Source organism: Kurthia huakuii LAM0618 (assembly GCF_000505545.1).
GTDB classification, from domain to species: domain Bacteria; phylum Bacillota; class Bacilli; order Bacillales_A; family Planococcaceae; genus Kurthia; species Kurthia huakuii.
The window spans coordinates 36429-59471 of the sequence record NZ_AYTB01000015.1; the positions used below are offsets into that span (position 1 = coordinate 36429).

The window sequence follows — 23043 nt, forward strand, 5'->3', positions numbered from 1 at the left end:
CAATATTTAGGATTCGCGCACGCGCAGTAACACCTTGCCATCATGCGTACCTGCCATGAGCATGTCATGTGCTTCCCTTGCACCGGCTGCCGTAAACGGTAAAATCACTGGCGTGCGCAGACGAAGCGGTATATGTTCTAGTGCGGTCATCGCTTCTTTATCGGTCATGTCTTTTGTGCGCTGGCCATCTATCCACTGAAGAGGCCTCGTTTGTTCTGGTAAACCCGTCAAACCAATGAAACGCGCACCATCTTTCGCATAGCGAACGCCAGCAGCACCACCCTTTCCAAGTAGCGACGCATCAAGGACAATATCTGCGGTCAAATCAAATGTCGCATCGATTTTCCGATAATCGACGAAATCATCGGCTCCTAAGTCGCGGACATACGCTTCGTTTTTAGCACTTGCTACTGCAATCACATGCAAGCCGTTCGCTTTAGCGAGCTGAATCGCAAAGCTACCAACGCTGCCCGATGCACCAAGAATCGCCACCGTTTCACCGCGCTGTGCCTTCGCAAAGCCATGTAATGCCCAATAAGCGGTCACAGCCGTATGTGAAAAACTCGCTGCCTGTTCGTTGCTCATATGCGCTGGCTTTAAAAACACATGACTCTGATTAGCCGCAACATATTCAGCGTAGCCACCGCGTGCCGTTTTTGCGATGACAATATCCCCTACAGAAAAGGCTTCCACCGCACGCCCCTTCTCAACAATTTTGCCAACCACTTCATTACCAGGCACATACCATTTTTCTAATGGACTAGCCGCAAAATCACCACGTCGTACTTCGACATCATAGACATTGACAGCTGCAAATAATGTTTCGATTACTAGCTGTTGTTCTTTTGGAATAGGACGAGCGATATCGCGCTCGTGTAGCACCGTTGACTCCCCGTATTGTTCAAATCCGATTGATTTCACGCGAACACCTCCATACTGTACTTTTGCCTAATTTAAAAAGATTAAGCAATAGCTCTTTTTTACAAATTAAAAAATGGAGCCGCTTCTTGCGACTCCATTTTTCCTATTTCAAATCCGTATTCGTTGAATCTTTTGTTTTTTGTTGCATATATTCCTTCTCACTCATAACATCACTGACGTGCATATTTACTTCTACTACGTCTAAACCTGTCATATGACGCACTTGGTCAATTACTAAGCGTGTGACTTTGTCAAAGATTGCTGGTGCGCTTTGGCCATATTCTAAAATAACTTTTAGATCGACAATCGCTTGCTTTTCTCCAACATCTACTGACACACCTTTTGTGACACTTTCACTACCAAAACGAGAAGTAAAGCCGCCTTTCATATCCAAAATCCCTTTCACTTCACGTGCTGCAAGACCTGAAATTTTCCCAATAACCGCATCATCAAACGTCAGTGAATTTACAAATTTTGGTTCATTTTCTTGTTCAACCGCATTGACACCTGTTTGATCGTTATAGTTTTTTTCTAAACGTGAGTTGTTATTTACCATATATCTCGGCCCCTATCTTCTAATTTTGTCAATAAACAGTAGAAATGTTTCGGTCTTATCTTTTGCAAAGCCAATTACTAAACCAATCGCACATAACGCAAGTAGCAACATCGTCTTCCAAAAGCCAATTGTAAGAAATAGCACACCAACAATAAACATTCCTAATACAGAAAGGATGCGCCATTTATACTCCCGAAGCCAGTCAATTGTTGAATTGTTTTGCAATGGACTCACACCTCTCTCATTAAATGACGCGTTTTTTCAATTCCTTTTGATCGAGCACTTTTATGTTGACCTCTCTCACAGGTATTTCTGAAAAATGTTCTGTTTGGATTTTAATATCCTCTTTAATGCGCTCAAGCAATGTTTGAATATTACCTGTTGGAAGAACAAAGAACTCGGTTGCAATATCGATGTAAGATTTATGCTTCTTCTGATACATACGAATCGTAACAATCGGCTGACGCACCGCATCATATTTATTTAATGTATGCAACACGACCTTTTCAATCGAACGTTTATTCATATAAATATTGCCATCGTTATATGACAAATATAAACCGCGTTTTTTATGAGAAGGTGTGAATGCATATACAATAAGAATGAGCGCTAACAATAAGCCGGCAGCTGCCATACTATAGAGTGTAGGTTCAAACCAAGAATAGGATTGAAGTTGTTGTTGGTACGCTGTAAAGCTCGAATAATCTACATATAAAAATAGAAATGTTCCAATTAGAACGAGTAGAAATAGCCCTAAGAGAAAACTAAGAAAACGTTTCATTTTCTCACCTCTTCTAGTTAGCTCGCTTTACGCATCGCTTTCATAATAAAGCTCACAATTAAAATTAAAATAATAGTACCTAATAATGTTGGTAAGATATAGAAGTCGCTTACTTTTGGACCCCAGCTACCAAGTAACATACCGCCAATCCAAGCGCCGATAATACCTGCGATGATATTACCAATCACACCACCGGGAACATCTTTACCTAAAATAAGACCTGCTAACCAACCTAAAATACCGCCGATAATGATATACCAAAGAAATGCCATAATAATTACCCTCCTTCTTTCATTTTTTGTAAATGTGGAACTAGTAAATCTTTTTCCATCTTTTGATAACTTAAAACATAATACGAAAAAACGGCATCTTACACTTAAGAAAATGGATAATAAAGGAACTTTATTAGACTTTTAGATTATAGATTATTTTATGAAAACGAGGCTGGGACAAAAGAAAAAATGTGAGGCAATCTTCAAAATCGCCTCACATTTTTTTACTTTCAAGCGCATTAAATGATTTATTTAGACAAGAAAATTACGACTCAAATTTTATATATCTCGTAAAAATCGAGTGATGTCCCAGCTTCGCTTCCATACTTCCCCCTAAATTGGATGCTTTTATGTACCTGCTGTTTCGTGCCCCAGATGTTCCACATTGGGCATGGTAGGCGCCGCAAATTCCATCCCTTTTCCTTTTAATTGATTAAACAAATTGAGTAGCGCGGTTTCCCCAACATTGCGATATTTCCCTAATAACACAAGCTCTTTTGGTAAGTCCTTTACATGATGAAACCCTTGTTCATGTAACGACTTCAATAAGCTTGTTTGCCCTGGGAAATTTTCTTTCGTTAGCGCTAAATTTCCTAATGATTCCGTTAAAATCACAAAATCGGATTTGTAGAAAAAGAGCACTTCGCCGCGATATTGCTCAATTAATGCTTTACGCTTCTTTTCTTCGTCAATATAACGCGCCAATTCCTCAAAAAAGATGGCATCATTTGCTTCTTTAAAACGTTTTACATGGTGATGGAGACCAGCGAGTTGATGTGGCAGCTCACTCATAATACGCGCTTGTTGCTCGCCATTTAAACGAATTAAAAACGTTGTAGATTTTGGGAAGCGTTGTGGGAGTAAAAAAGCATCGCGTAAAAAATCAGGCACGTCGATAAACTGCTCATTGTAAAAAATTTTCCGACTTACTTTCTGCGGCGCCGCTTCTACGTGCAATGGCTTTTTCTGCGTCACCGCTTGCATTAACCCTTCAATTTGCGCAAGCAGTGACTCGGAATTAGGGGCATTCGTAGGCGCTGGCTCCACATATTCTGGCACCTCAATATCCGGTGCTGCATAGGCTTCAATAAACCACGTCAAAATGAGATGCTGATACTCCCAGCAGGTGAGCGCATCGCGAATAAAAATTTTCCGCGACCCATCATGACTCGCCACATTCCCTTGCTGGCGGACAAAATGAAGGGCTGTGTTCGTCGTTTCGGTAATAATTTCTTCGTCGTAAAGCTTCTTTTGAACCTCGCCAAAATTTAAATACGCATAGTCCATATCTTCCATATCGGCTACTTGACGCATTAAGGTTTCCGCCATCGTTCTTGTCGTTTGTACGGCAGCCCGCGGCGATACAAACAACAACTGCTCGACGTCACGCGTCAACTTCGCTAAATCCGGATTAATTTCATGTAAAATTTCTTGTAAGATTTCAGACATTCTTTACACCTACTATGTTTGATTTATTCCAACTAAATTTTACCATATATTGAGGCTAAAAAGGGGTTAAGGGTATAATGAAAAATAACAAAACCATCTGACATTGTATCAGATGGTTTTACTTGTTTATGAACGATAACCTTCGCCCGTCTCCGCTACTAACAACGTTTCTACATCTTGTCTCGCGCTATACACTTTTTGCAAGCGCTCTTTCAAATACGCAGCTAATGCAGCGTCGGTACAATAGACGTAACATCCCTTTTGGCCGCGTGTCATGAGCGTGCGGTACGTGTTTCGAATAATGGCATCAACGGCTACCGTCGCCTTTTCTGGGTCTTCCTTCATCCACTTTTTAATCCCTTTAATCGATTGGTGGGTTTTCACACGTTTCGTATAATCCGTTATGACGCGCACCACATTTTTATTCTGCACAGTTGCATACCATTGCTCTTTTTCAGCAGACCATTCATTAAGTTGCTTTAATTCATGTGAATCAATCTTACAAGATACAATAGCCACATTCATTAATTACTATGAAAATACCAGTTCTAATTCCAATTGTTGTGTCTCTATCTTTTCTAAAACAGGATACAAATTCACCTTTAAATTTTGAAGTAACTGTTCAGTTTCTCGACCAACTGGCTCTAAACAAGCGATACAGAGCAACTCCCTCGGTCTACTAAATGCTACATATCCCAGCCTACATGTATCTTGATTGCTATTTAACCGTTTATCCTTGTCTTCTTCCAACCACTTCAATAAGTCCTTTTCAGTTTTTGCAACAACAAGAACTGCATCTGCTTGTAGCCCTTTTGATTTATGAATTGTTAAAAAAGAGTCTTGATACATCTTAGATTCGCTAGAACAATCTCCTATATTATTAGCAGATTTTCTAACTGTTAATGATTCTACAAATACTCTCGCCTTTTCTTTAAAATCAAATTGTACTTTCGCTTCATTAATAGCGCGTTTATAATTAAAAATTTCCTCTATAGAAAGTAAGATTTCTTCTAAATTTGTTTGTTGATTTTGATTAATAGTATTAAATAACAGCAAACATTTTTTTCTCAATTCAATTTCATCCAACGATAATGTTTCAGAAAAACTACTTTTTCTCACATTAAAAAATGCAGATAAAAAATCTAAAATAGATGAAATCAGTGGTTCATTTTCTTTAGTTTTATGATTGAATGATGTGGATCGAAATTCACCGTATAAATTATTTTCAAACGCTAGAAAAAATCTAGTCTTTGGGCGAATCTGAGCATAGTTCTCATCTTCACAAATAATATTAAATTCGCTTAATATATTTTTAACTTCTGTTGATGTTATAAATATTATTTCATTTTTAGATTCAATATCTGTATTAGCCCAATTTTGTTCGATACTTGAATGAAAATTATTAATAAATCTTACTATGGTTTCACTAGATCGATGATTATTTTCTAATCGTTTTAAAATATACTTTCTTCCATTCGGCTTTTGTAATTCATCTATCGGGTGTGTTATTATTCTATTTTTAAATCCCATTATCCGCTGCTCTGGGTCACCAACAAGAATTATCTGAGTTCTTTTTTCCTTCCTCAATTTTTCGATTATTTCAAATTGCCCCTTGGAAGAATCCTGAAATTCATCCACAAACAAATATTGTATTCTACTGCAAAAACGTTCTTTCACATTTTCATCTTTCAAAATTTTTTTTGCTAATGTTTCGATATAATCGTAGGTCACTATTCCTTTTTTAGATAGTTGTGCTTCTATAATTGCTTTTGCGACAAACGAATCTTTAGATTCTTCTAATTCAATTTTATAATCTGAGATGATTAGTTCATCCGATATTAGACCTAATATTTTCCCATAAGGCTTAATAAGAAATCTTATTAGAAAACTATGTATAGTACCAATGAACACGTTCGATTGAATTGTAGTATTTCCGCCTAATCTATCAACAATTTCATTAGTGGCGGCATTAGTATAAGTTATAACGGCTAAAATCTTATTGTCTGGTAATTCCTCTGTTTTATGTTTAATTAACCTTATTAATTCTGTAGTTTTACCCGAACCAGCAGCAGCAATTATTAATGTGTTATCAATCTTTTCGTTCAATTTTTTCACCTACTACGAATTTAAAAATTGCAGTTATGTATTCTGGTATGTTGAATCCTTCACTTTCTTTTAATAACTTTTCATGTAAGGCAAAAGCAAAATCTGATTTATCTCCTTCTATCTCATTAAAGTACGTTTCCACATCAATTTCTTTTTCCCATAGCTTTTCATACTTATTATAATTAATCTTATGAAGTGTTTTGAAAACTTGCTTTAAAATCGCATTTCCCTTGTCAACATTGTTATATTTAATTATTTCTTTTTCAAAGGTGTCCTCATTAATTGCTACTTCAATCACATGATTAAATGTGGAATACTCCACCTTTAAATTTTCTGCTCTTTTTTCAGTTTTCTTACCTTTATCTCTATCAGTAATAACTCCACATTTTATAAAATAGCCATTTTTTATTACTTCAAGGAAGTGTTTAAATGCTACTCCATTTACATTTACAATAGTCGTCCCCATACTCTCTAAGGACTGACCATATATCATTTCGAAAAATAATGGTATTAGGATCTGTTCAGAAATTCCTTCTACTAAGATAATTCTTCTTGCGTAAAACATTGACGAATTGGTGGCATCTAAGTATTTTCTTAAATATATGATATGTTTCTGTCCTACTTTTCTATCCGAAAAACCATCTAAAATATAATGATAATGTATTTCATCATTTTCCCTATATAAAACAACAAGATTATTTAGATCAATCGAAGTAGTAATATTTGTCGAATGTGATGTAATAATAATTTGTGTATCCGTTTTTATTTCTCCTGATCCTTCGTTTTTATTGATTTGATTCAAATTTTTTGCTAAATGGATTTGTGAATGCGGATGCAAATGTGCTTCAGGTTCTTCTATCCCTATTACTCTAAATGCTAGCTTTGTTTTTTCCTCTGTTTGAGATGCTAGATGTGATAATATCAGTGAAATGAAAAGCAAATTATTTTTCCCAAGACCATTTCTTTCAACCGATATAGGATTTTCACCATATACTATACTGAGTTTCTTTATAATCTCATTAACTTGTGGTGAAACAAAACTAAAATCTATATTATTCTTTTCCTCTGGATTAGTTAAAGAAACTTTATCTAAGTATTTAGTGATTTCTTTTTTTATTGCGACTAATTTTTCATTTTCCGTTAACTCTTTATTTAAACTGGTAAGGATTTTTTGAATCCCAACGAAATCTGTTTCATAGTTTTTATTCAAAATTCTATACAGTAATTTATATTCACCATTGGCAACAAGTTCTTTTTTTGCATCTCTTAATGCATCCAAAATTTCCAATTTAAGCATTTTCAAAAAATATGGGTCACATTTATTTGTAGTATTATTACCGCCAAAGATTATATATTCATATTGCTCAATAGGAAATTCTACATGAGTATATAATTGATCTTCAACAACCCCTTCCGCATCACTGAGAATAGTCAATTTAGCTAATTGGTTTTCTAACCACTCCGATTTTTTAAAACCCGATCTAACCCTAAATAAATACGTCAGTTGCGCTTTTGAAAGTGTTTTTTCAAAAAACCAATCCCCTACAACGGCCTTTTGATTCTCATCTAAGTCTTCCAAGATAATATCTACCCTTACCTCCGGGAACATTAGTTTGGCAACATTTATTTCTTCTGATCGCATTGCCACAACTGATTTTTTGAAAATATCTAATGTACGTGAATTAATGTCTTCTGTATCTAGGGTCCGTTTTTTAAACATAGTTATATCTTGACTTAGAATTAGTCCGATACAATCAAGAAGATTTGATTTCCCAATATTGTTCTCTCCAATAATTGCAGTAAAAGGCTTCAATGGGATAGTAAACTCCTTTTCCCCAAAACTCCTGTAATTTTTTATAGTTAAACTGGAAATATACATTATTTTACCTCCACCCAAGTAATATGAAATTTTTATAAAAAATCTTATAACTCACTTCAAATACTATCCTTTCTTCACAATAGAATTTGCTTAATCTACACTAATTTTGAAACTCTTATGTTCTCATGTTTTAAATATCAATCTATTATTAATTACGGTCAGGTGATTTCACTATTTGTGAAACCCTTTTACTAATCAACAACACTCTAAGTTAGAAGATTATTAAAAAATGATAGGGTGTCAAATTAACTGCACCGTTCCACTTAATATAAAACCTCAATATCGATGCGAATAAAAATTCATTATTTCAATATCTTGTTCTATTAAATAATCTCCTAACCTTTTCTCTAACTCTGATACTATTTTGACTTCTCCAGATTTAATCGGAACGATGAATGCGAAGTGATTATAGTCATTTAATTTTTTGCCTAATTCATGTAAATATTTTTTAATATCTTGATCCACTTCTGAAAGATTATGCAAAATTATTTTTTGAGAGCCATTCCCAAATAAATTGTATTCGAAAAATAAATCCCCCAATTGCGTTGTTCTTTCTGTAAATGAACTTCGACCTACAGTAACCACCATTCCGCTAGCATTAAATGTCACCCAAAGATAATGATATTTTGTAAATGCCGAATCAACATAGGATGTTAAAAGCTTTTCTTTAATAGCTTTCATTTCCTTTTTATATTCTGCAGTCGATTCTATATTATTTAATGTATATAGTTCTATCGAATAAATAGCTGGTGATACATATGTGCTTAACTCGGTATCTTTTCTCCAATTTTCTATATGCTTTTTTACTACTTCTTTATTTTTTTCCAAATCTATTTTCTTGGAGGAATATTTTTCCGTCTGAAGATCAGCCTCTTTAAATCTTCTTTCCCAGCCTTTTTTATTTTCATCTAAATTAACTAATAACGAACCTTCAGTATAACTGCCTATTATTCTCTCCTCCATTAGCATTCTATTAGTGCTTTCATTTTAAACGTAACATACAATAAAGTCTATATATCTATTTAATTTACATTTAACAAATAAATATAGTCAAATAAACTCATTTATTATAAAATAGAGAGCGTAAAATATTTTGTGTAAATGAAAAAAATCCATAAAAAAAGAAGACCCAATTCTTGGTAGAATAAAGTCACGACAACCAATTCTAGAAAGAGGGTCTTCCTATGGATAAGTTTACGACAGAAATCATTCAAACGCTAGCGCAAAATGGCAATATCGGTGAAGTTTTTCGTAGTCATCTTGAAAAAGCGGTCAATACGCTGTTAGCGCAGGAGTTAACGGCGTTTTTGGACTATGAAAAATACGACCGTATCGGCTTTAACTCTGGGAATTCACGAAATGGTGTGTACGAACGCACGTTGCACACTGAGTATGGCGACTTAAAGCTGGAAATCCCACGTGATCGCAATGGCGATTTTCGTCAACAGACCATCGCACCGTATAAACGCTCGAACGATACGCTTGAAAACACGGTCATTCACTTGTTTCAAAAAGGCATTACGATGACGGAGATTGCCCACCTCATTGAACGAATGTACGGGCATCACTACTCACCGCAGACGGTTTCGAATATGACGCAGGCGATGAATGATGAAGTCGAGGCATATCACAATCGCCAGCTGTCGAACCGTTATTCATGCGTCTATTTAGATGCGACGTATATTCCAATCAAACGTGATACGGTAGCGAAAGAAGCCGTTTATTTAGCGATTGGTATTCGTTTGGACGGCTCAAAAGAGGTGCTCGGTTATACGATTGCACCGACCGAGTCTGTTCATGTATGGCGTGAGCTATTGGAAAACTTCCGTGAACGTGGAATGGAAGAGGTCCTTCTGTTTATTTCAGATGGCTTAAAAGGCATGGAATCGATGCTTTCTGAAGTATATCCGCACGCGCATTATCAAACGTGTCTCGTTCATGTGCAGCGCAACTTGAGTCATAAAGTGCGGACGAAAGATCGGGCAGAGGTGTGTGACGACTTTAAACAAGTATATCGTGCTGAAACGGTAGAAGAAGCGATTCAAGCACGCGAACGCTTTATCAAGAAGTGGCAGACTGCCTATCCGAAGCTCGTGCCAATGGTCAAAGGCGATGCCATTTTAACGTTCTACGCCTTTCCACAGTCGATTCGCCGTAGTATTTACTCAACGAATTTGATTGAATCGGTGAATAAACAGCTGAAAAAATATACGAAACGTAAGGAACAGTTTCCGAACGAAGCATCACTAGAACGCTTCCTCGTTTCACAATTAAATGACTACAACACACGTTTCCTCGCACGTTGTCATCTCGGTTTTGACCAAGCACGTGCCGAGTTAGAAGCGATGCTTGATCGCTAAATGTGATGATCTACCAAGTTTGGGTTGAGCCATTTACACAAAATTATTGACGGTGCCAAGTAACTCTTAGAAAGAAAATCTTATTTTAAAGTTCAGAACTATATATAAATGGTAAGTTAAATAATAAAAGAAGATTCAACTAAAATAAAAACGCATCCCAAAAAGGAATGCGTTTTTATCCTAATTATTTATCCGTTCACTTCCCCATAAACCTCATGCATCATATCTTCCATAATCACCTGCTTAAACTCATCATTCTCCAGTATCTTCATAAAGAATTCTTGATTACTACCCATACGATCAATAACAAAATCCATGAATGAACGTTCGAAAGCAAATTTAAAGTTGTCTTTTGTGTTATTTTGCGCTTGTTGGCGTACTTCTTCACTATTCAGCATATCCTCTTTCACTTGTTCACGTGAAAGGAAATCTGTTTCAGTAAAGTTCGTACCGAATCGGTCATTTAACTTATCTAAAATACTTGATAAGCGCACCTTTTCATCTTCTTGTTGACCGCCACCGCCATGTTTTTGCGGATCAAGTTCAGCGCCGCCTGTTTTTTCTAGCTCAATGTTGCCTTCAAATACTTTTTCATTACGGTAGTATTCCAACGCAACATCATCTGCGATATAAATATCTTTATCACCCTTAAAACGTGGCAATTTGCGTAGTAAGTATGTTAAATAAATATATTGCTTGTGTAAGTCTAAATCAATGAACGTTACAACTTGCAGTACGAAACCATACGTACGTGTAAATTTCGTTGCGACTTGTTTAAAAGCAAATTGTTCTTCTTCAGAAAGGTCTTTGAAACGTTCGACACCTTTATCAAGAATCGCATTTAAAGTCGTTTGCGCTTTTGTTGATTTTGTAACACCACCAGCTACTTCAATTTCATTCACTCGTTGTACTTCATCATCCGTAAACACTTGGTACGGTTCAATTTCCGCTTGCATATCATATAAAATATTCGGGTCCGTTACTTCTGAAAGACTTGTTGATTCATAATAAGGTTGGAATGATTCTTTAATGACATCTGGATCGTTAATAAAATCTAACACAAATGTATCTTCTTTTCCTGGACACATACGATTTAAACGAGACAATGTTTGAACCGCTTTAATACCGCTTAAAGGTTTATCTACATACATCGTATGTAATAGCGGTTCATCAAATCCCGTTTGATATTTCTCCGCCACGAGTAACACTTTATATTCGTCTGAATTAAATTTTTCTGGTAGCTCTTTTTCAGAGAAATCATTCATATCAGGCTCTGTATAATTAATCTCATCATCTTTCACAGTACCAGAAAAAGCCACGATTGTTTTTAAATCCTCGTAGCCCATTTCATTAATATATTTATCAAAGGCAATTTTATAGCGAACAGCATGTAAACGACTCGCCGTTACAACCATTGCTTTTGCACGACCTCCAATTTTACGTTGCACGAAATTACGATAATGTTCCATTATGATTTCCGTTTTCTGTGCAATGCTATGTGGATGCAATGAAACATATTGTGCAAGCTTACGAGTTGCTTGTTTTTTAGACACTTCTGGATCATCATCAACTGTCTTCGCAATTTTCCAGAACGTTTGATACGTCGTATAGTTTTCAAGTACGTCTAAAATAAAGCCTTCTTCAATTGCTTGGCGCATCGTATATTGATGGAATGCATGTGGTTTTCCATCCGTGCCCATCGTACCGAATTTTTCAAGTGTCTTCGGTTTTGGCGTAGCAGTAAATGCGAAGAACGATACATTTTCTTGCTTACCACTTTTCATAATCGTTTCAACGATTTTTTCGTCAACATCATCTAAGTTTTCTTCCGCAATACGATCTTCTTCATAGGCTGCTTCAAGCGTCTTATCAGATAATACGTTCGTTAACGCAGTAGAGGCTTTCCCACCTTGTGATGAATGGGCTTCATCAATAATGACCGCATATTTTTTACGTTCTAATCCTGCTACCTTTTCTAATACAAATGGGAACTTTTGAAGCGTCGTAATAATAATACGAGTTTCGTTATTTAGTGCACGTGCAAGCTGTTCAGAATCTTTATCAATTGGCGCAACCATACCGGCTTTATGTTCCAACTGATAAACGGCGTCTTGTAATTGCTTATCCAATACACGACGGTCTGTAATCACGATAACGCTACTAAAAATTGGTTCATTATTTTCGTTGTGTAATTTCGCTAAACGGTGTGCGAGCCATGAAATCGAGTTCGTTTTTCCAGAACCAGCAGAGTGCTGAATTAAATAATTTTGGCCTACTTGCTTTTCATTGACGTCAGCTTCTAATTTACGCACTGCATCTAATTGATGAAAGCGAGGGAAAATGAGCATTTGGCGCTCTCCAATTGTTTCACCATTTGAATCTTTAATATCGTCTTTTTTCACGAAAATGAAACGATATAAAATATCTAATAAGCTATCTGGCGTTAAAATTTCATCCCATAAATAATGCGTACGGTAGTTGTCACCATAAGCTAACAGATTTCCTTTCCCTCCATTGTTGCCTTTATTAAACGGTAAGAAATATGTTTTCTCCTTATCGAGCTTTGTCGTCATAAATACTTCATCTGGATCAACAGCAAAATAAACAGCGACACGTTCATTAAACTTAAACAATTGCTCACGTGGATCACGGTCTTTTTTCAATTGCTTCATCGCATGTTCTACTGTTTGATTCGTTAACGGATTTTTCAGTTCCATCACAACGATTGGTAAACCGTTTAAAAATAACACCATATCTAAGCTATTGTTATGCTTATCGCTGTAATAAACTTGGCGTGCGACATTAAACCGATTTTTCGCATATTGCTCATACAATGTTTTGTTCATATCTGTCGGTGGTTTATTATAGGCAAGCTGTAACGTCACACCACGGTCTTTAATCCCTTTGCGCAGACACTCCACAAGACCTTGTTTATGAAGTTGCATTTTAATACGTTTCAATACTTCTTTTTTATAAGAAGGGCCGTACGATTTTTCTAATGTGCGCATGCGTTTTTCTTGTGTATCTTCTAAAAATGCAAATAGTTCTTCAACGTCAATCGCATGCTCTTTAAACGCTTTACTCGCTTCATCTTCTAATACACGCTTTTTATAACCAGCACCAATCAATGCCAATTCAATATTCGTTTCAAATCCTTTTTCAGATGTATCTACAGCCATTCCATTTCACCTCACTTAATCTACTTCCATATCACGTACGTCAATTTTCCCTGTTACTGCTTCGTAGATAAGGGATTGACGATATTCTTTTAGTTTTTTGATTTGTTTGCTTACTAACAATATAGATTCATCTAATGGAATAAGTCGCTCTTTTAAAGATTTAACGATTTCTAACTGTTCATTCAAGGGCGGAATTATACATCTAAGTTTTTTTATAGTTTGAAGTGTTAACCTTCTTAAAGCTGCTCCAGCTAGAAAACTCTCCATTTGATTTTTATTTATTAGTGACTCTAACCAAAAAGATAAATAACTTGAATCTAAATAGTTATTAGGACGAAGTATAGCAAGTGAGGATAAAATTACAAATTCATTTTCTTTAACAACAGCTACTTTGCCTATTGTTCCATCCTTACTAAGCAATACATCATTAAAGTTAGGTTGACAACCATTCTTCACTAAAACATTATAGTCCTCCTCACTAATTTTCAAAGCATTTTCTAAATCAATATTACCGTATTTCAAGTCCTTCACAGTAATATATGGATAACCCACATCCATCATTTCTGGTGAAAAATGAGATCCATCAGTTAGTTTATCCAAATAAAGTTTTAATAAAGAAGTATTCCAATGCTCAGGAATCTCACCAATCCATTCAACACCTGAATCTTTCATTTTCACGTTCGGATTTAAACCTTTTGTTACAGCTTCTGTAATGATGGATTGGCGTTGTTGTTCTAACATACTTGTTAACTGCTCTTTTTGTTCGATAATTTTATCTACTGTATTTATTTTATTATCTAAATATTTTATAACTTGATGCTGAATTTTTAGACCTGGAACTGCTATAGGTAATTGCATTAAAATTTTATTCGAAAGCTGTTGCTGAGCAGTTCCATAAGCAAAGTAATCTAAACATAATTTCCAAGCCTTTGTTTTTGTAAAATAAAATAAAAATTTACTGTCTAATATTTTTCGTGGTCGTATAATCATCATTTGAGCATTTATAAAAGCCTGTTCATAAACTTCGCCGCTGAATAATCCTGCTGAACCTATCGTGCCTCTTACAGAAGTAATGATGTCATTTTTCAAAACTTTGCCACGGCCCAATTTAGCGAATTTTTCTTCTGAAATAAATCTAACTTTACTATAATTGAAGCCATTAGATTTTAAATTGTCACCAGACAGGAATAAGATTCCATTATCTACTAAATCTTTGTCATTCGGATATTCTGAACCTCTATCTCCGTCTATTATTTCTGCTAAATATTTAAGTTTTTTAACCTCCCAATCACTTGGTATATGTGAAAGCCATTCAATACCACTATCTTTGAAACTCATCCCATCACCTTCTTCAACTGCTCAGCAATCTCAACTTCTAATGCACGAATTTCGTCCATGATTTCTGCTGAACTGCGTAACGCTGTGTATTTGTAGAATTGACGAGTGAACGGGATCTCATAGCCTACTTTTGTTTTCGTGTGATCAATCCATGCATCGGGTACATGTGGTAACACTTCACGGGCGAAGTAGTCTTCAATATTTTCTTTTAACGGCACGCTTTCTGTATCACGTAAATCTGTATCTGGCTCAATGTCTGTTTTATTTTTCATACATACATCGGCAGTTTCGTCTTTTTCAGATAAACCGTTTAAAATCGCTTTTAATACAGGAGCGCCGAGTTTAATAGTTGCTTCTGCTAACGCATCTTTTAAAATCTTCGTAAACACTTCACGATTTTTGTATACTTCATCGCTCTCTAATGTACGTAAGACATGTAAGATTTGCGCTTGAAGTTTTTTACCTTCTTCTATTTCAAAGTGTGCTGCGTCACCTTTTTTCTTTGAAGTCGCTAAGTTCACAAAGCCCTTTTCTTCAACGACACGTGCTAGACGTTCTTCACTTACTTGGAAGTTTAAGCGTAATGGGCGTTCGACAGTGATTTTTGCATATCCGAAATCTTCGTTATCAAAGATTTTCACATATTCATTTGGTTGTGCGTCACCATATAAACGAACGATTTCATTTAACTGATCTTCTCTAATTTCGTTACGTTTATTCCCCATTGATTTCTTCATTTTCTTATAGAAATCAACCGCATTTACTAAACGTACTTTTCCTTTTGATAACAGTGCTTTGTTGTTCGTTAAAATCCAAATATACGTTGCGATACCTGTGTTGTAGAAAAGGTCGTTCGGTAATGCGACAATACCTTCTACTAAATCATTTTCTAACACATATTTACGAATTTCACTTTCGCCAGAACCTGCATCCCCTGTAAATAAAGGAGAGCCATTCATAATAATCGCTAAACGAGAACCTTGTGGGTTTTCTGGTGTGACGTCTTTCATTTTTGAAAGTAAGTGCATCAAGAATAATAACTGTCCATCACTTGTACGTGGTGTCCCTGGACCGAAACGACCGTCAAAGCCTTGTTGTTCATGTTCTGCTTTAATTGGTTTCTCGTATGATTTCCAGTCAACGCCGTATGGAGGATTTGAAATTAAGTAATCAAACTTATCTGTAGGGAATTTATCGTTTGATAATGTATTCCCTAAACGAATATTCGTTGCGTCTTCCCCTTTAATTAATAAGTCTGCTTTACAGATGGCATATGATTCTGGATTAATTTCTTGACCGAAAAACTCTAAATGCGCTGTAGGATTCAGATTTAACAAATATTCTTGTGCGACAGATCCCATACCACCTGTACCAGCTGCTGCATCATATAACGTTTGTGTTAAGCCTGGTTTCGTTAAAATATTGGCATCATCGTGTAAGAACAATAAATGCGTCATTAAACGAATGACTTCACGAGGTGTATAGTGATCCCCTGCCTCTGCATGTTCACTAAAGCGACGGATCAATTCTTCAAATACATAACCCATCTCCACATTCGACACCGTCTCTGGATGCAAGTCTAATTCGCTAAAGCGTTTAATCGTTAAATATAACAAGTTATTTTGATCTAACTTATCAATTTGGCGGTCAAAATCGAAGTGCTCCATAATATCACGTGCTACTTTTGAGAAGCCATTAATATAGTCACGTAAGTTGTCTGCGATGTTATCTGAATCTGTTAACAGCTTTTTGAAATCATATTTACTGATATTATGGAAATTTTGTTTTGATACCCGATTTAAAATCGGTTCACGTGCTTCTTCAGACATTGTCGCAAACTGTTTAGCTTTTGCTAATACTTCTTCTTTCGTGCTTTCTAATACGCAGTCAAAGCGTCGTAATACTGCTAATGGCAAAACGATCTTACCGTAATCTTCTGGCTTATATGGCCCACGCAAAATCTCCGCAATTGACCAAATGAAGCTTACTTTATCTTGAAAGTTAATCATGTTGTTTCTCCTTTAACTTATAAACAATTAGTGCTTTTTACTACAGTATATCAAAATATTCACTATTATATTAATATATTACTGTACTTCCTTCTAATTTATGTAATCGGAGCTAGAAACATAGGATTTTTTTAAAACTACGTAAAATCCCGATGACTAGCACTCTTCAAAACATCTACCCTCACCCCCTCATTTATGTTAAAGTCATACCAACACAATCAAAGGGGTGGTTTGATGAAAAAATGGGTTATGTCGGCTGCAGCTGCATTGTCGCTTGTTGCCGCACCAATGGCAAGTTCTGCGGCGACGGTTACGAGCGGTGCTAGCTATGTGCCAAGTAAAAGTTATAGTTATGATACGTATGATTTAGAAGGTACGCCAAAACGACTGTCGAATCTCAAATGTAGCGGTCCTAGTTCACAGCGCCAATGTACAACGGCAAATTATCGTGGCTACACGCATTTGTATTACGACAAGTATTTGTCATTAGGAGTTGCGTATTCCGATGTATTTTTGACACCTGCCTATAAGTTTCCGATGACTAGTGGGAAAACGTACAAGTTAGTCGAATATGATATGGAAGGAAATGCGTATCCTTATCGCTACGAAGTACAATCGGTTAATACAACGAAAAAGGTCGGCAACACCACATTTAAAAATGTTATTCGCATTAAAAACCAAAGTGGTGGCTACACCTTTATCGCAAAAAATCATGGGATTATCTTAATAACACTTAAGAAAAATGGCAAACAGATTCCATACTACAAAGTAACAAAAGTCAAAAAACGCTAGACAAACAAGGAACCGCAGCTTCTGCGCTTCCTTTTCTTTTTGTAAACATGTATATTTTTTTACTTATTGACCATATAATTTTATGAAATATCAGGAACTATTTAACAATGTAAGGAAGTTGACGATACTACAACTAAACAAAGGAGGAGTTCCATGCTTACGAGTATTAACAACACAAACCAGCCTTTCGCTAATCAGAATGCTTCCACGACAGAAACTAAAAAAAATAATAAAAATTTAGTAGAATCAGCTAAATCAGAGCAACCTGTAGAAGAGAAGAAAATTCAATATGACAAATATGGTCATACATATGTTGGGGGTATCAACGTAGCAAACTCTGTATTAGCCGATAAGTTTTCTGAAGAAGATGTGGTCAGATGGAAGGATATTCTTGAAAAACAAGGACCACTATTAACAGTTTTTGACCGTATTTGTTTTCCTCCCTATTCCCCCCCTGTTAGTGGAACTATATCGATGAACTTTTTTGACTTTATGTATCTCGTAGAAAAAGGCGATGTCGTCAATCCACAATATGCATTAAATGCAACAGATGCCAAGCAGCAAGTAGAAAATGGCAACTGGTCTACTTTTTTTAAGCATATGACGGTGCATGGCAAAAATGTCAATGCAGCGGAATATATGAAGAGTCTCCCAACCATCCAACGCATTTATGAAATGGGCTTAGTAAAACCAAATGGCGGCTTAATGACCTTCGACGATATGACGTCATTATTGCAACAAAAAAAGTATGAAGAGCAAAAAACACGATTAGACCGCGCGCATATTTATCAAGTGGAAAAGCCTGTTTTGGAAATGAATACATCTGAAAAAATGAAGCAAGGGTATCGTAATTCGATCTAATAATTGTTTACAAATAAACATGTATTCATTTTTACACATCAAAAAAGAGCCTAGCGAAATGCTAAGCTCTTTTTTCAATTAGTCTTTTTTCTTCGGTTCATTCATTTTTTTCGATAAGCCAAATGTACTTGGGATAAACACTGGCATTAAGAGAATCGCGAGGAAGACAAGGCCAATCATGACCGCGACGGCTACTTGAATGAGCGTGTTAATGCCTGATGGGATAAGCGCTGCGAATGTGCCGCCTAAAATAACGGCTGCAGATAAAATGACGCCACCCATTTTCTTACTTGCTTCGACAATCATGTCAAGGCCACGATTTTCTCCTTCACGGTAACGCATCATCAGGAAGATTGAGTAATCGACGCCAAGTGTGATGAGCATAATGTACGTGAAGAATGGCACGTTCCAACTTAGCGTTGGCTCGCCTAAGAACGTCGCTGTTAGCCATTCGGTAATGCCTAGACTTGCAAAACTTGCGACAACAAGGGCGATTAAAATTGTCACCGTTTGTGCAAGTGACCGTGTAATAAACAGGAGCATTAGCGAAATACCGACTAAAATAATAATAATACTACGCTGGAAATCACTGTCAGACATTTGCTGTAAATCGACGTTTGACATCGTTTTACCGCCGAGGTAGGCATCGGTATCATGTAGCACCGATGAACCTTCGACAAATGAATGGACGACGCTTTGCGTTTCTTTCATAATATCCATTGCCTCTGCGGTATATGGATTTTCAGTTAAAATAATGCGCATCGTCGTCGTATTTTGGTCTTCATTCATATACGCATCTAAACTTTGTTTAAAGTCTTTACTTGTAAGCACGTCGTCTGGCACATACAATACATCGCTGTTGCCTTTCGCCGCTTCACTCGTATAATCTTGTGTCTCGCTCAAGCCTTTTTCGACTTGCTTCAGACCATCTGTTGCTTGATTTAATCCTTGTGCCTGCGCCTCAGCTTGTGCGGCCATTTGCTGTGCAACTTGCGGTGGCAGTAGCGCCGCTGTTTGTTGCGTCGCAGCAGCCGATTGACTTGCCGCATCTTCTAAACCGCTACGCACATCATTTGTGCCTTTTTCCATTTTTTCAAGGCTATCGGTCACCGTATTAAGCTGATCGCCTAAATACAGTTCCTTAATTTTTTCACCTTCAGGACGTGTGACACTATACACTTTATCGATGCCTTTTACTTCTTCTAAACGAGCAGTTAGGCGGTCAATTTCTTGTAGAGACTCGGCCGATGTCAAGTTATCATCACTTTTAATGACAAGTGTCGTCGGTGCACTCATACCAGCCGGGAATTTATCTGAAATCAAATTAATCGCTTGTTTCGATTCATATTTATCACTAATTTCTGTTAAATCGTTAAAATTCAGTTTACCTGAATACATTAAAATCGACGGTACGGCAATAATCGCGACAATCGCAAGTGCGACAAATGGACGCGCAAACGATTGTTTCGCAAGGAAGCCCCATAATTTATTATCCGCATGGGATTTTACATTTTTCACCGGCCAGAACAACTTCATACCAAGTAGCCCCATGAAGAATGGATTTAACGTAAACAGGACGACTAACAATACAAGAACGCCGATTGCGACGCCCCCTGTTGCGCGGTAGAAGCTAAATTCTGCGAAGAATAATGCCACTAAACCGAACAAGACGGCGATGCCACTATAAAGTACGGTGCGCCCCGCTGTTTTGTACGTGTCTTTAATGGCGTGCAGCACATGACCTTTTGCTGCGAGCTCTTCTTTAAAGCGCGTAAACAGTAAAATATTGTAGTCGGTCCCAATCCCGAACAAGATGACGACTAAAAAGACTTGTGTAAAGTTTGAGAACGGGAAGTTGTAACCTTCGACTAAATGCGCGATGATACTTAGTGACACGATGTACGATACGCCGACTGATAACAGCGACACAAACGGGACAACCGGTGAACGGAACACGATAATTAAAATAATAATAATGAAAATAATCGCGACAATTTCGGTTTTTTGCACGCCTTCTTGTGACGTTTGTGCAAAGTCATCCATGACAACGTCGCTACCGGTAATATACGTTTTCATCGGTAGATCTTTTAATTTCTCGTCTAACTTATCGGCCACTTCAGTAGCACTTTCTAACTCTTTTTTAATCGACAACTGATTAATAATCGTCGTCTTATCTTTACTGACGAGCTGGTCCTCTGTTTGCTTACTATCATTGTAAAATAACGTATCGGTAATGCCATATTCTTTTTTATGGTCCTTGAAATATTGCAATACGTCATTCATCTTTTCTTTATCTGCTTTCGAGAGCCCGTCTTCATCATTGAACACAATCGCAAAATCATATGTCGATTTCCCATTGTTATTCATATCATTTAAAATCGACGCGGCTTTTTCACTTTCAAAATCTGCCGGCAGCTCGATTTGCCCTTTTTCCTGCCCTAGCTTTTGCAAGTCAGGTAATGCGACAACCGCCACGACAACCGCGACAATCCAAAAAATGAGCGCGAGCGTGCGCATATTTTTTAAATTTTTCATGCTTTTTCCCCTTTCTCATCAATTCGTTGTTGAATAATCGTTAATAATTTAATAAACGTTTCTAATTGTTCATCTTCCTCAAAATCTGCAAACCACTCTTCGATGAGCGCACAGTATTGATTGTTAATTTGTGTTAATACCGCCGCGCCTTGCGTTGTCAGATGCACAAGTTTGTAACGCTTATCCCCCGTTGGAGATGGTACATATTCAATATACCCGTGTGTTAATAATTTACTCAGCCGATTGGATACAGCACTTTTTTGAACGTTTTGAAATTTGGCAATCTCACTTGGATACTTGTCGCCCTGTATGTTCAAATAATTCAATACCTCATACTGCTCAAGTGATAACCCTTTAAACGCATCCTCATTCAATTCCTTTGTTACAAGCTCATTCCCTGAAATCATGACGCGTTCAAGCAATTTAATAGCATGTGCAATACGTTCCATTACAAGCACCCCCTATACAGTTGATAGTTTATAGGGGTGAACTACTTATTGTCAACAAAAAAACTCATTCGCCTTAGCCAATGAGTTTCACAAAATCATGAATTGCTGGATAATTTTTTTCAAGTGTTGCGGTGAGTTGATGCTTAATTTGTGCGGTCAGTGCTGGATTCGTCACCGATAGCTCGCGGTGGCTTAGCAACAGCTCAATATATTCCTTTAGAAGCGGCGCATTGTCGACATCATGCGTTAAGAGCCATTGAATTAATTGATCGGCCGCTTCGGTAAATCGCTCCTTGCATGTCATTTGCTGCTCAAATGGAAACTCTTCCATTGAAAATAACGGCTGCTCTTCTAATTTTGGTAATGTAAAAATCATTAAATCGACACAATAATTTACGACCTCGCGTAGTGACCGCGGCTGGTCAACGAGGCGATTAAAGCTCACATGATAATTGAGTAACGACTCAACAAACTGTGTTGCTGCAAAGGTGGCATGAGGATACAAGTGACCAAAGGCACGCTTGACATAAATATGAAGCCACTGCATACGATGGACACGTAAATCTTCCGCATAGCGTACTAAATCAATATCCTTCTCGCCAGCAGCTTCTGCGACAATTTGATTAATGCGTGCAGCTTGCTCTTTTTCACGCGACAAATAAATCACTTCGCGCAGCAGCTCCTCATCGGTACCTCGATGCTGCACCGTTAACAGCGCACGCTCCTCTTTCATATGCTCTTGAAAAGCGCGCGTAATTTCAACGAGTAGTGCTGCCTTCGATGCAAAGTGATTGTAAAACGTCCCTCTCGATACATTGCTGTCTTTGACGATGTCTGCAATCGACGTTTCCACGTAACCTTTTTCCTTAAATAAACGATGCGCCGCCTTTTGCATCGCAAATTGTTTTTCATTCATGTTTTTTACTTCCTTTAATTCGTTATTGCCTCTATTATAATTGATTTTTGAATTTTACAATAGCTCTCAGATTCTAGCGCTCAGAAATCGCTCAAAAGCTCTAGCAGCGTGTTTTGGATACAACATAATTAAAAATATGTGCCAATTCGCGACAATTGACTGACAATTTTTTTGTGAATTAGTAATCATCATGCAAAATCTGTCAACAAAACTTTTTATTTAGCGACAACAACACATATAATTATCATTTTTGATTCCCGAAAAAGGGCTATTTTGTGCAAAATCGGGGTTCTAACGGGCATTTTTTGTCGAAAATCAGCCGTTTTTTTAAGCTTTTGTGGGCCGATCAAGCGGCTTGTTGTCATTTATTCAAAAAACGCGTGCTGCGGCAGCCATTCGCATTTTTTGTGTGTGGAAAATGCCCTATTTTAGCAGAAACCGGCTCAAAAATACCCGTCAGAGACCGAAAACAAGCCCATTTTTAAACGCTGCTGTTACAAAAACGTTGTAATTATCGCCACATACTTAACAACTATCACTGATTTTTCTTTTCCAGCGCAAATAACTAATAAATCGGCGCGCCAATAGCCTTAGTACTGTCACTTATCGTTAAATATGTTGTATTGAAAACACGCTACTT

The 23043-nt window shown here is 37.0% G+C and carries 19 protein-coding genes; 3 read left to right on the forward strand and 16 right to left on the reverse strand.

Translation table 11 applies throughout. The features are described from left to right. Nucleotides 1–6: 6 nt before the first annotated feature. The 10 genes from V514_RS0111905 to V514_RS0111950 form a co-directional block, all read right to left on the reverse strand. Nucleotides 7–921, reverse strand: coding sequence for an NADP-dependent oxidoreductase (locus tag V514_RS0111905; RefSeq protein ID WP_029500160.1), 915 nt, complete (start codon nt 919–921; stop codon nt 7–9). A 103-nt stretch (nt 922–1024) separates the two neighbouring features. Next, nucleotides 1025–1477, reverse strand: a complete 453-nt coding sequence (locus V514_RS0111910; protein ID WP_029500161.1) for an Asp23/Gls24 family envelope stress response protein — start codon at nt 1475–1477, stop codon at nt 1025–1027. 12 nt (nt 1478–1489) lie between these two features. Beyond that, nucleotides 1490–1702: a DUF2273 domain-containing protein gene (locus V514_RS0111915; protein ID WP_029500162.1), complete on the reverse strand. Its 213-nt coding sequence runs from the start codon at nt 1700–1702 to the stop codon at nt 1490–1492. A gap of 19 nt (nt 1703–1721) precedes the next feature. Next, nucleotides 1722–2258, reverse strand: coding sequence for an alkaline shock response membrane anchor protein AmaP (amaP, locus tag V514_RS0111920; protein WP_029500163.1), 537 nt, complete (start codon nt 2256–2258; stop codon nt 1722–1724). 17 nt (nt 2259–2275) lie between these two features. Beyond that, nucleotides 2276–2530 (reverse strand): GlsB/YeaQ/YmgE family stress response membrane protein, encoded by a 255-nt coding sequence (locus V514_RS0111925; protein ID WP_035944790.1) that lies wholly within the window; start codon nt 2528–2530, stop codon nt 2276–2278. A gap of 348 nt (nt 2531–2878) precedes the next feature. Beyond that, nucleotides 2879–3979: a DUF4145 domain-containing protein gene (locus tag V514_RS0111930; RefSeq protein WP_029500165.1), complete on the reverse strand. Its 1101-nt coding sequence runs from the start codon at nt 3977–3979 to the stop codon at nt 2879–2881. 126 nt (nt 3980–4105) lie between these two features. Then, nucleotides 4106–4498 (reverse strand): DNA/RNA helicase domain-containing protein, encoded by a 393-nt coding sequence (locus V514_RS0111935; protein ID WP_327059468.1) that lies wholly within the window; start codon nt 4496–4498, stop codon nt 4106–4108. Between the two features lie 12 nt (nt 4499–4510). Beyond that, nucleotides 4511–6085, reverse strand: coding sequence for a UvrD-helicase domain-containing protein (locus tag V514_RS0111940; RefSeq protein ID WP_029500167.1), 1575 nt, complete (start codon nt 6083–6085; stop codon nt 4511–4513). Continuing rightward, complete coding sequence (locus V514_RS0111945) at nt 6069–7964, reverse strand: ATP-dependent nuclease (protein ID WP_029500168.1); 1896 nt, start codon at nt 7962–7964, stop codon at nt 6069–6071. Before V514_RS0111945 ends, V514_RS0111940 begins: the two co-directional genes overlap by 17 nt. Before the next feature lie 276 nt (nt 7965–8240). Next, nucleotides 8241–8927 carry a hypothetical protein gene (locus tag V514_RS0111950; RefSeq protein WP_152528979.1) on the reverse strand — a complete coding sequence of 229 codons (687 nt, stop codon included), beginning with the start codon at nt 8925–8927 and terminating at the stop codon, nt 8241–8243. Between the two features lie 221 nt (nt 8928–9148). Here V514_RS0111950 and V514_RS0111955 point away from each other — a divergent pair, with 221 nt between their 5' ends. Further along, a complete protein-coding gene (locus tag V514_RS0111955) occupies nt 9149–10324 on the forward strand; it encodes an IS256 family transposase (protein WP_029500170.1) in 1176 nt (391 codons plus the stop codon). Nucleotides 10325–10512: 188 nt separating this feature from the next. Here the strand turns inward: V514_RS0111955 and V514_RS0111960 are convergent, their stop codons facing one another. The 3 genes from V514_RS0111960 to V514_RS0111970 are packed head-to-tail and all read right to left on the reverse strand — an operon-like array spanning nt 10513 to nt 16850. Next, entirely contained in the window at nt 10513–13503 is a 2991-nt protein-coding gene (locus V514_RS0111960) for a type I restriction endonuclease subunit R (protein ID WP_029500171.1), read from the reverse strand. Between the two features lie 15 nt (nt 13504–13518). Next, entirely contained in the window at nt 13519–14841 is a 1323-nt protein-coding gene (locus tag V514_RS0111965; RefSeq protein WP_029500172.1) for a restriction endonuclease subunit S, read from the reverse strand. Next, nucleotides 14838–16850, reverse strand: coding sequence for a type I restriction-modification system subunit M (locus V514_RS0111970; RefSeq protein ID WP_029500173.1), 2013 nt, complete (start codon nt 16848–16850; stop codon nt 14838–14840). Before V514_RS0111970 ends, V514_RS0111965 begins: the two co-directional genes overlap by 4 nt. Nucleotides 16851–17084: 234 nt before the next feature. On the opposite strand from V514_RS0111970, the gene V514_RS0111975 reads away from it, so the two are divergent. Together V514_RS0111975 and V514_RS0111980 are read left to right on the forward strand one after the other, a co-directional pair. After that, the gene (locus tag V514_RS0111975; RefSeq protein WP_029500174.1) at nt 17085–17642 is read left to right on the forward strand and encodes a hypothetical protein; all 558 of its coding nucleotides are present in this window, start codon (nt 17085–17087) and stop codon (nt 17640–17642) included. A 153-nt stretch (nt 17643–17795) separates the two neighbouring features. After that, entirely contained in the window at nt 17796–18503 is a 708-nt protein-coding gene (locus V514_RS0111980; RefSeq protein ID WP_029500175.1) for a hypothetical protein, read from the forward strand. A gap of 78 nt (nt 18504–18581) precedes the next feature. On the opposite strand, the gene V514_RS0111985 is transcribed toward V514_RS0111980, so the two are convergent. From V514_RS0111985 to V514_RS0111995, 3 genes are all read right to left on the reverse strand, one after another. Beyond that, entirely contained in the window at nt 18582–21038 is a 2457-nt protein-coding gene (locus tag V514_RS0111985) for an MMPL family transporter (RefSeq protein ID WP_029500176.1), read from the reverse strand. Continuing rightward, nucleotides 21035–21487: a MarR family winged helix-turn-helix transcriptional regulator gene (locus tag V514_RS0111990; RefSeq protein ID WP_029500177.1), complete on the reverse strand. Its 453-nt coding sequence runs from the start codon at nt 21485–21487 to the stop codon at nt 21035–21037. Before V514_RS0111990 ends, V514_RS0111985 begins: the two co-directional genes overlap by 4 nt. A gap of 73 nt (nt 21488–21560) precedes the next feature. After that, the gene (locus V514_RS0111995) at nt 21561–22403 is read right to left on the reverse strand and encodes a TetR/AcrR family transcriptional regulator (RefSeq protein WP_029500178.1); all 843 of its coding nucleotides are present in this window, start codon (nt 22401–22403) and stop codon (nt 21561–21563) included. Nucleotides 22404–23043: the final 640 nt, after the last annotated feature.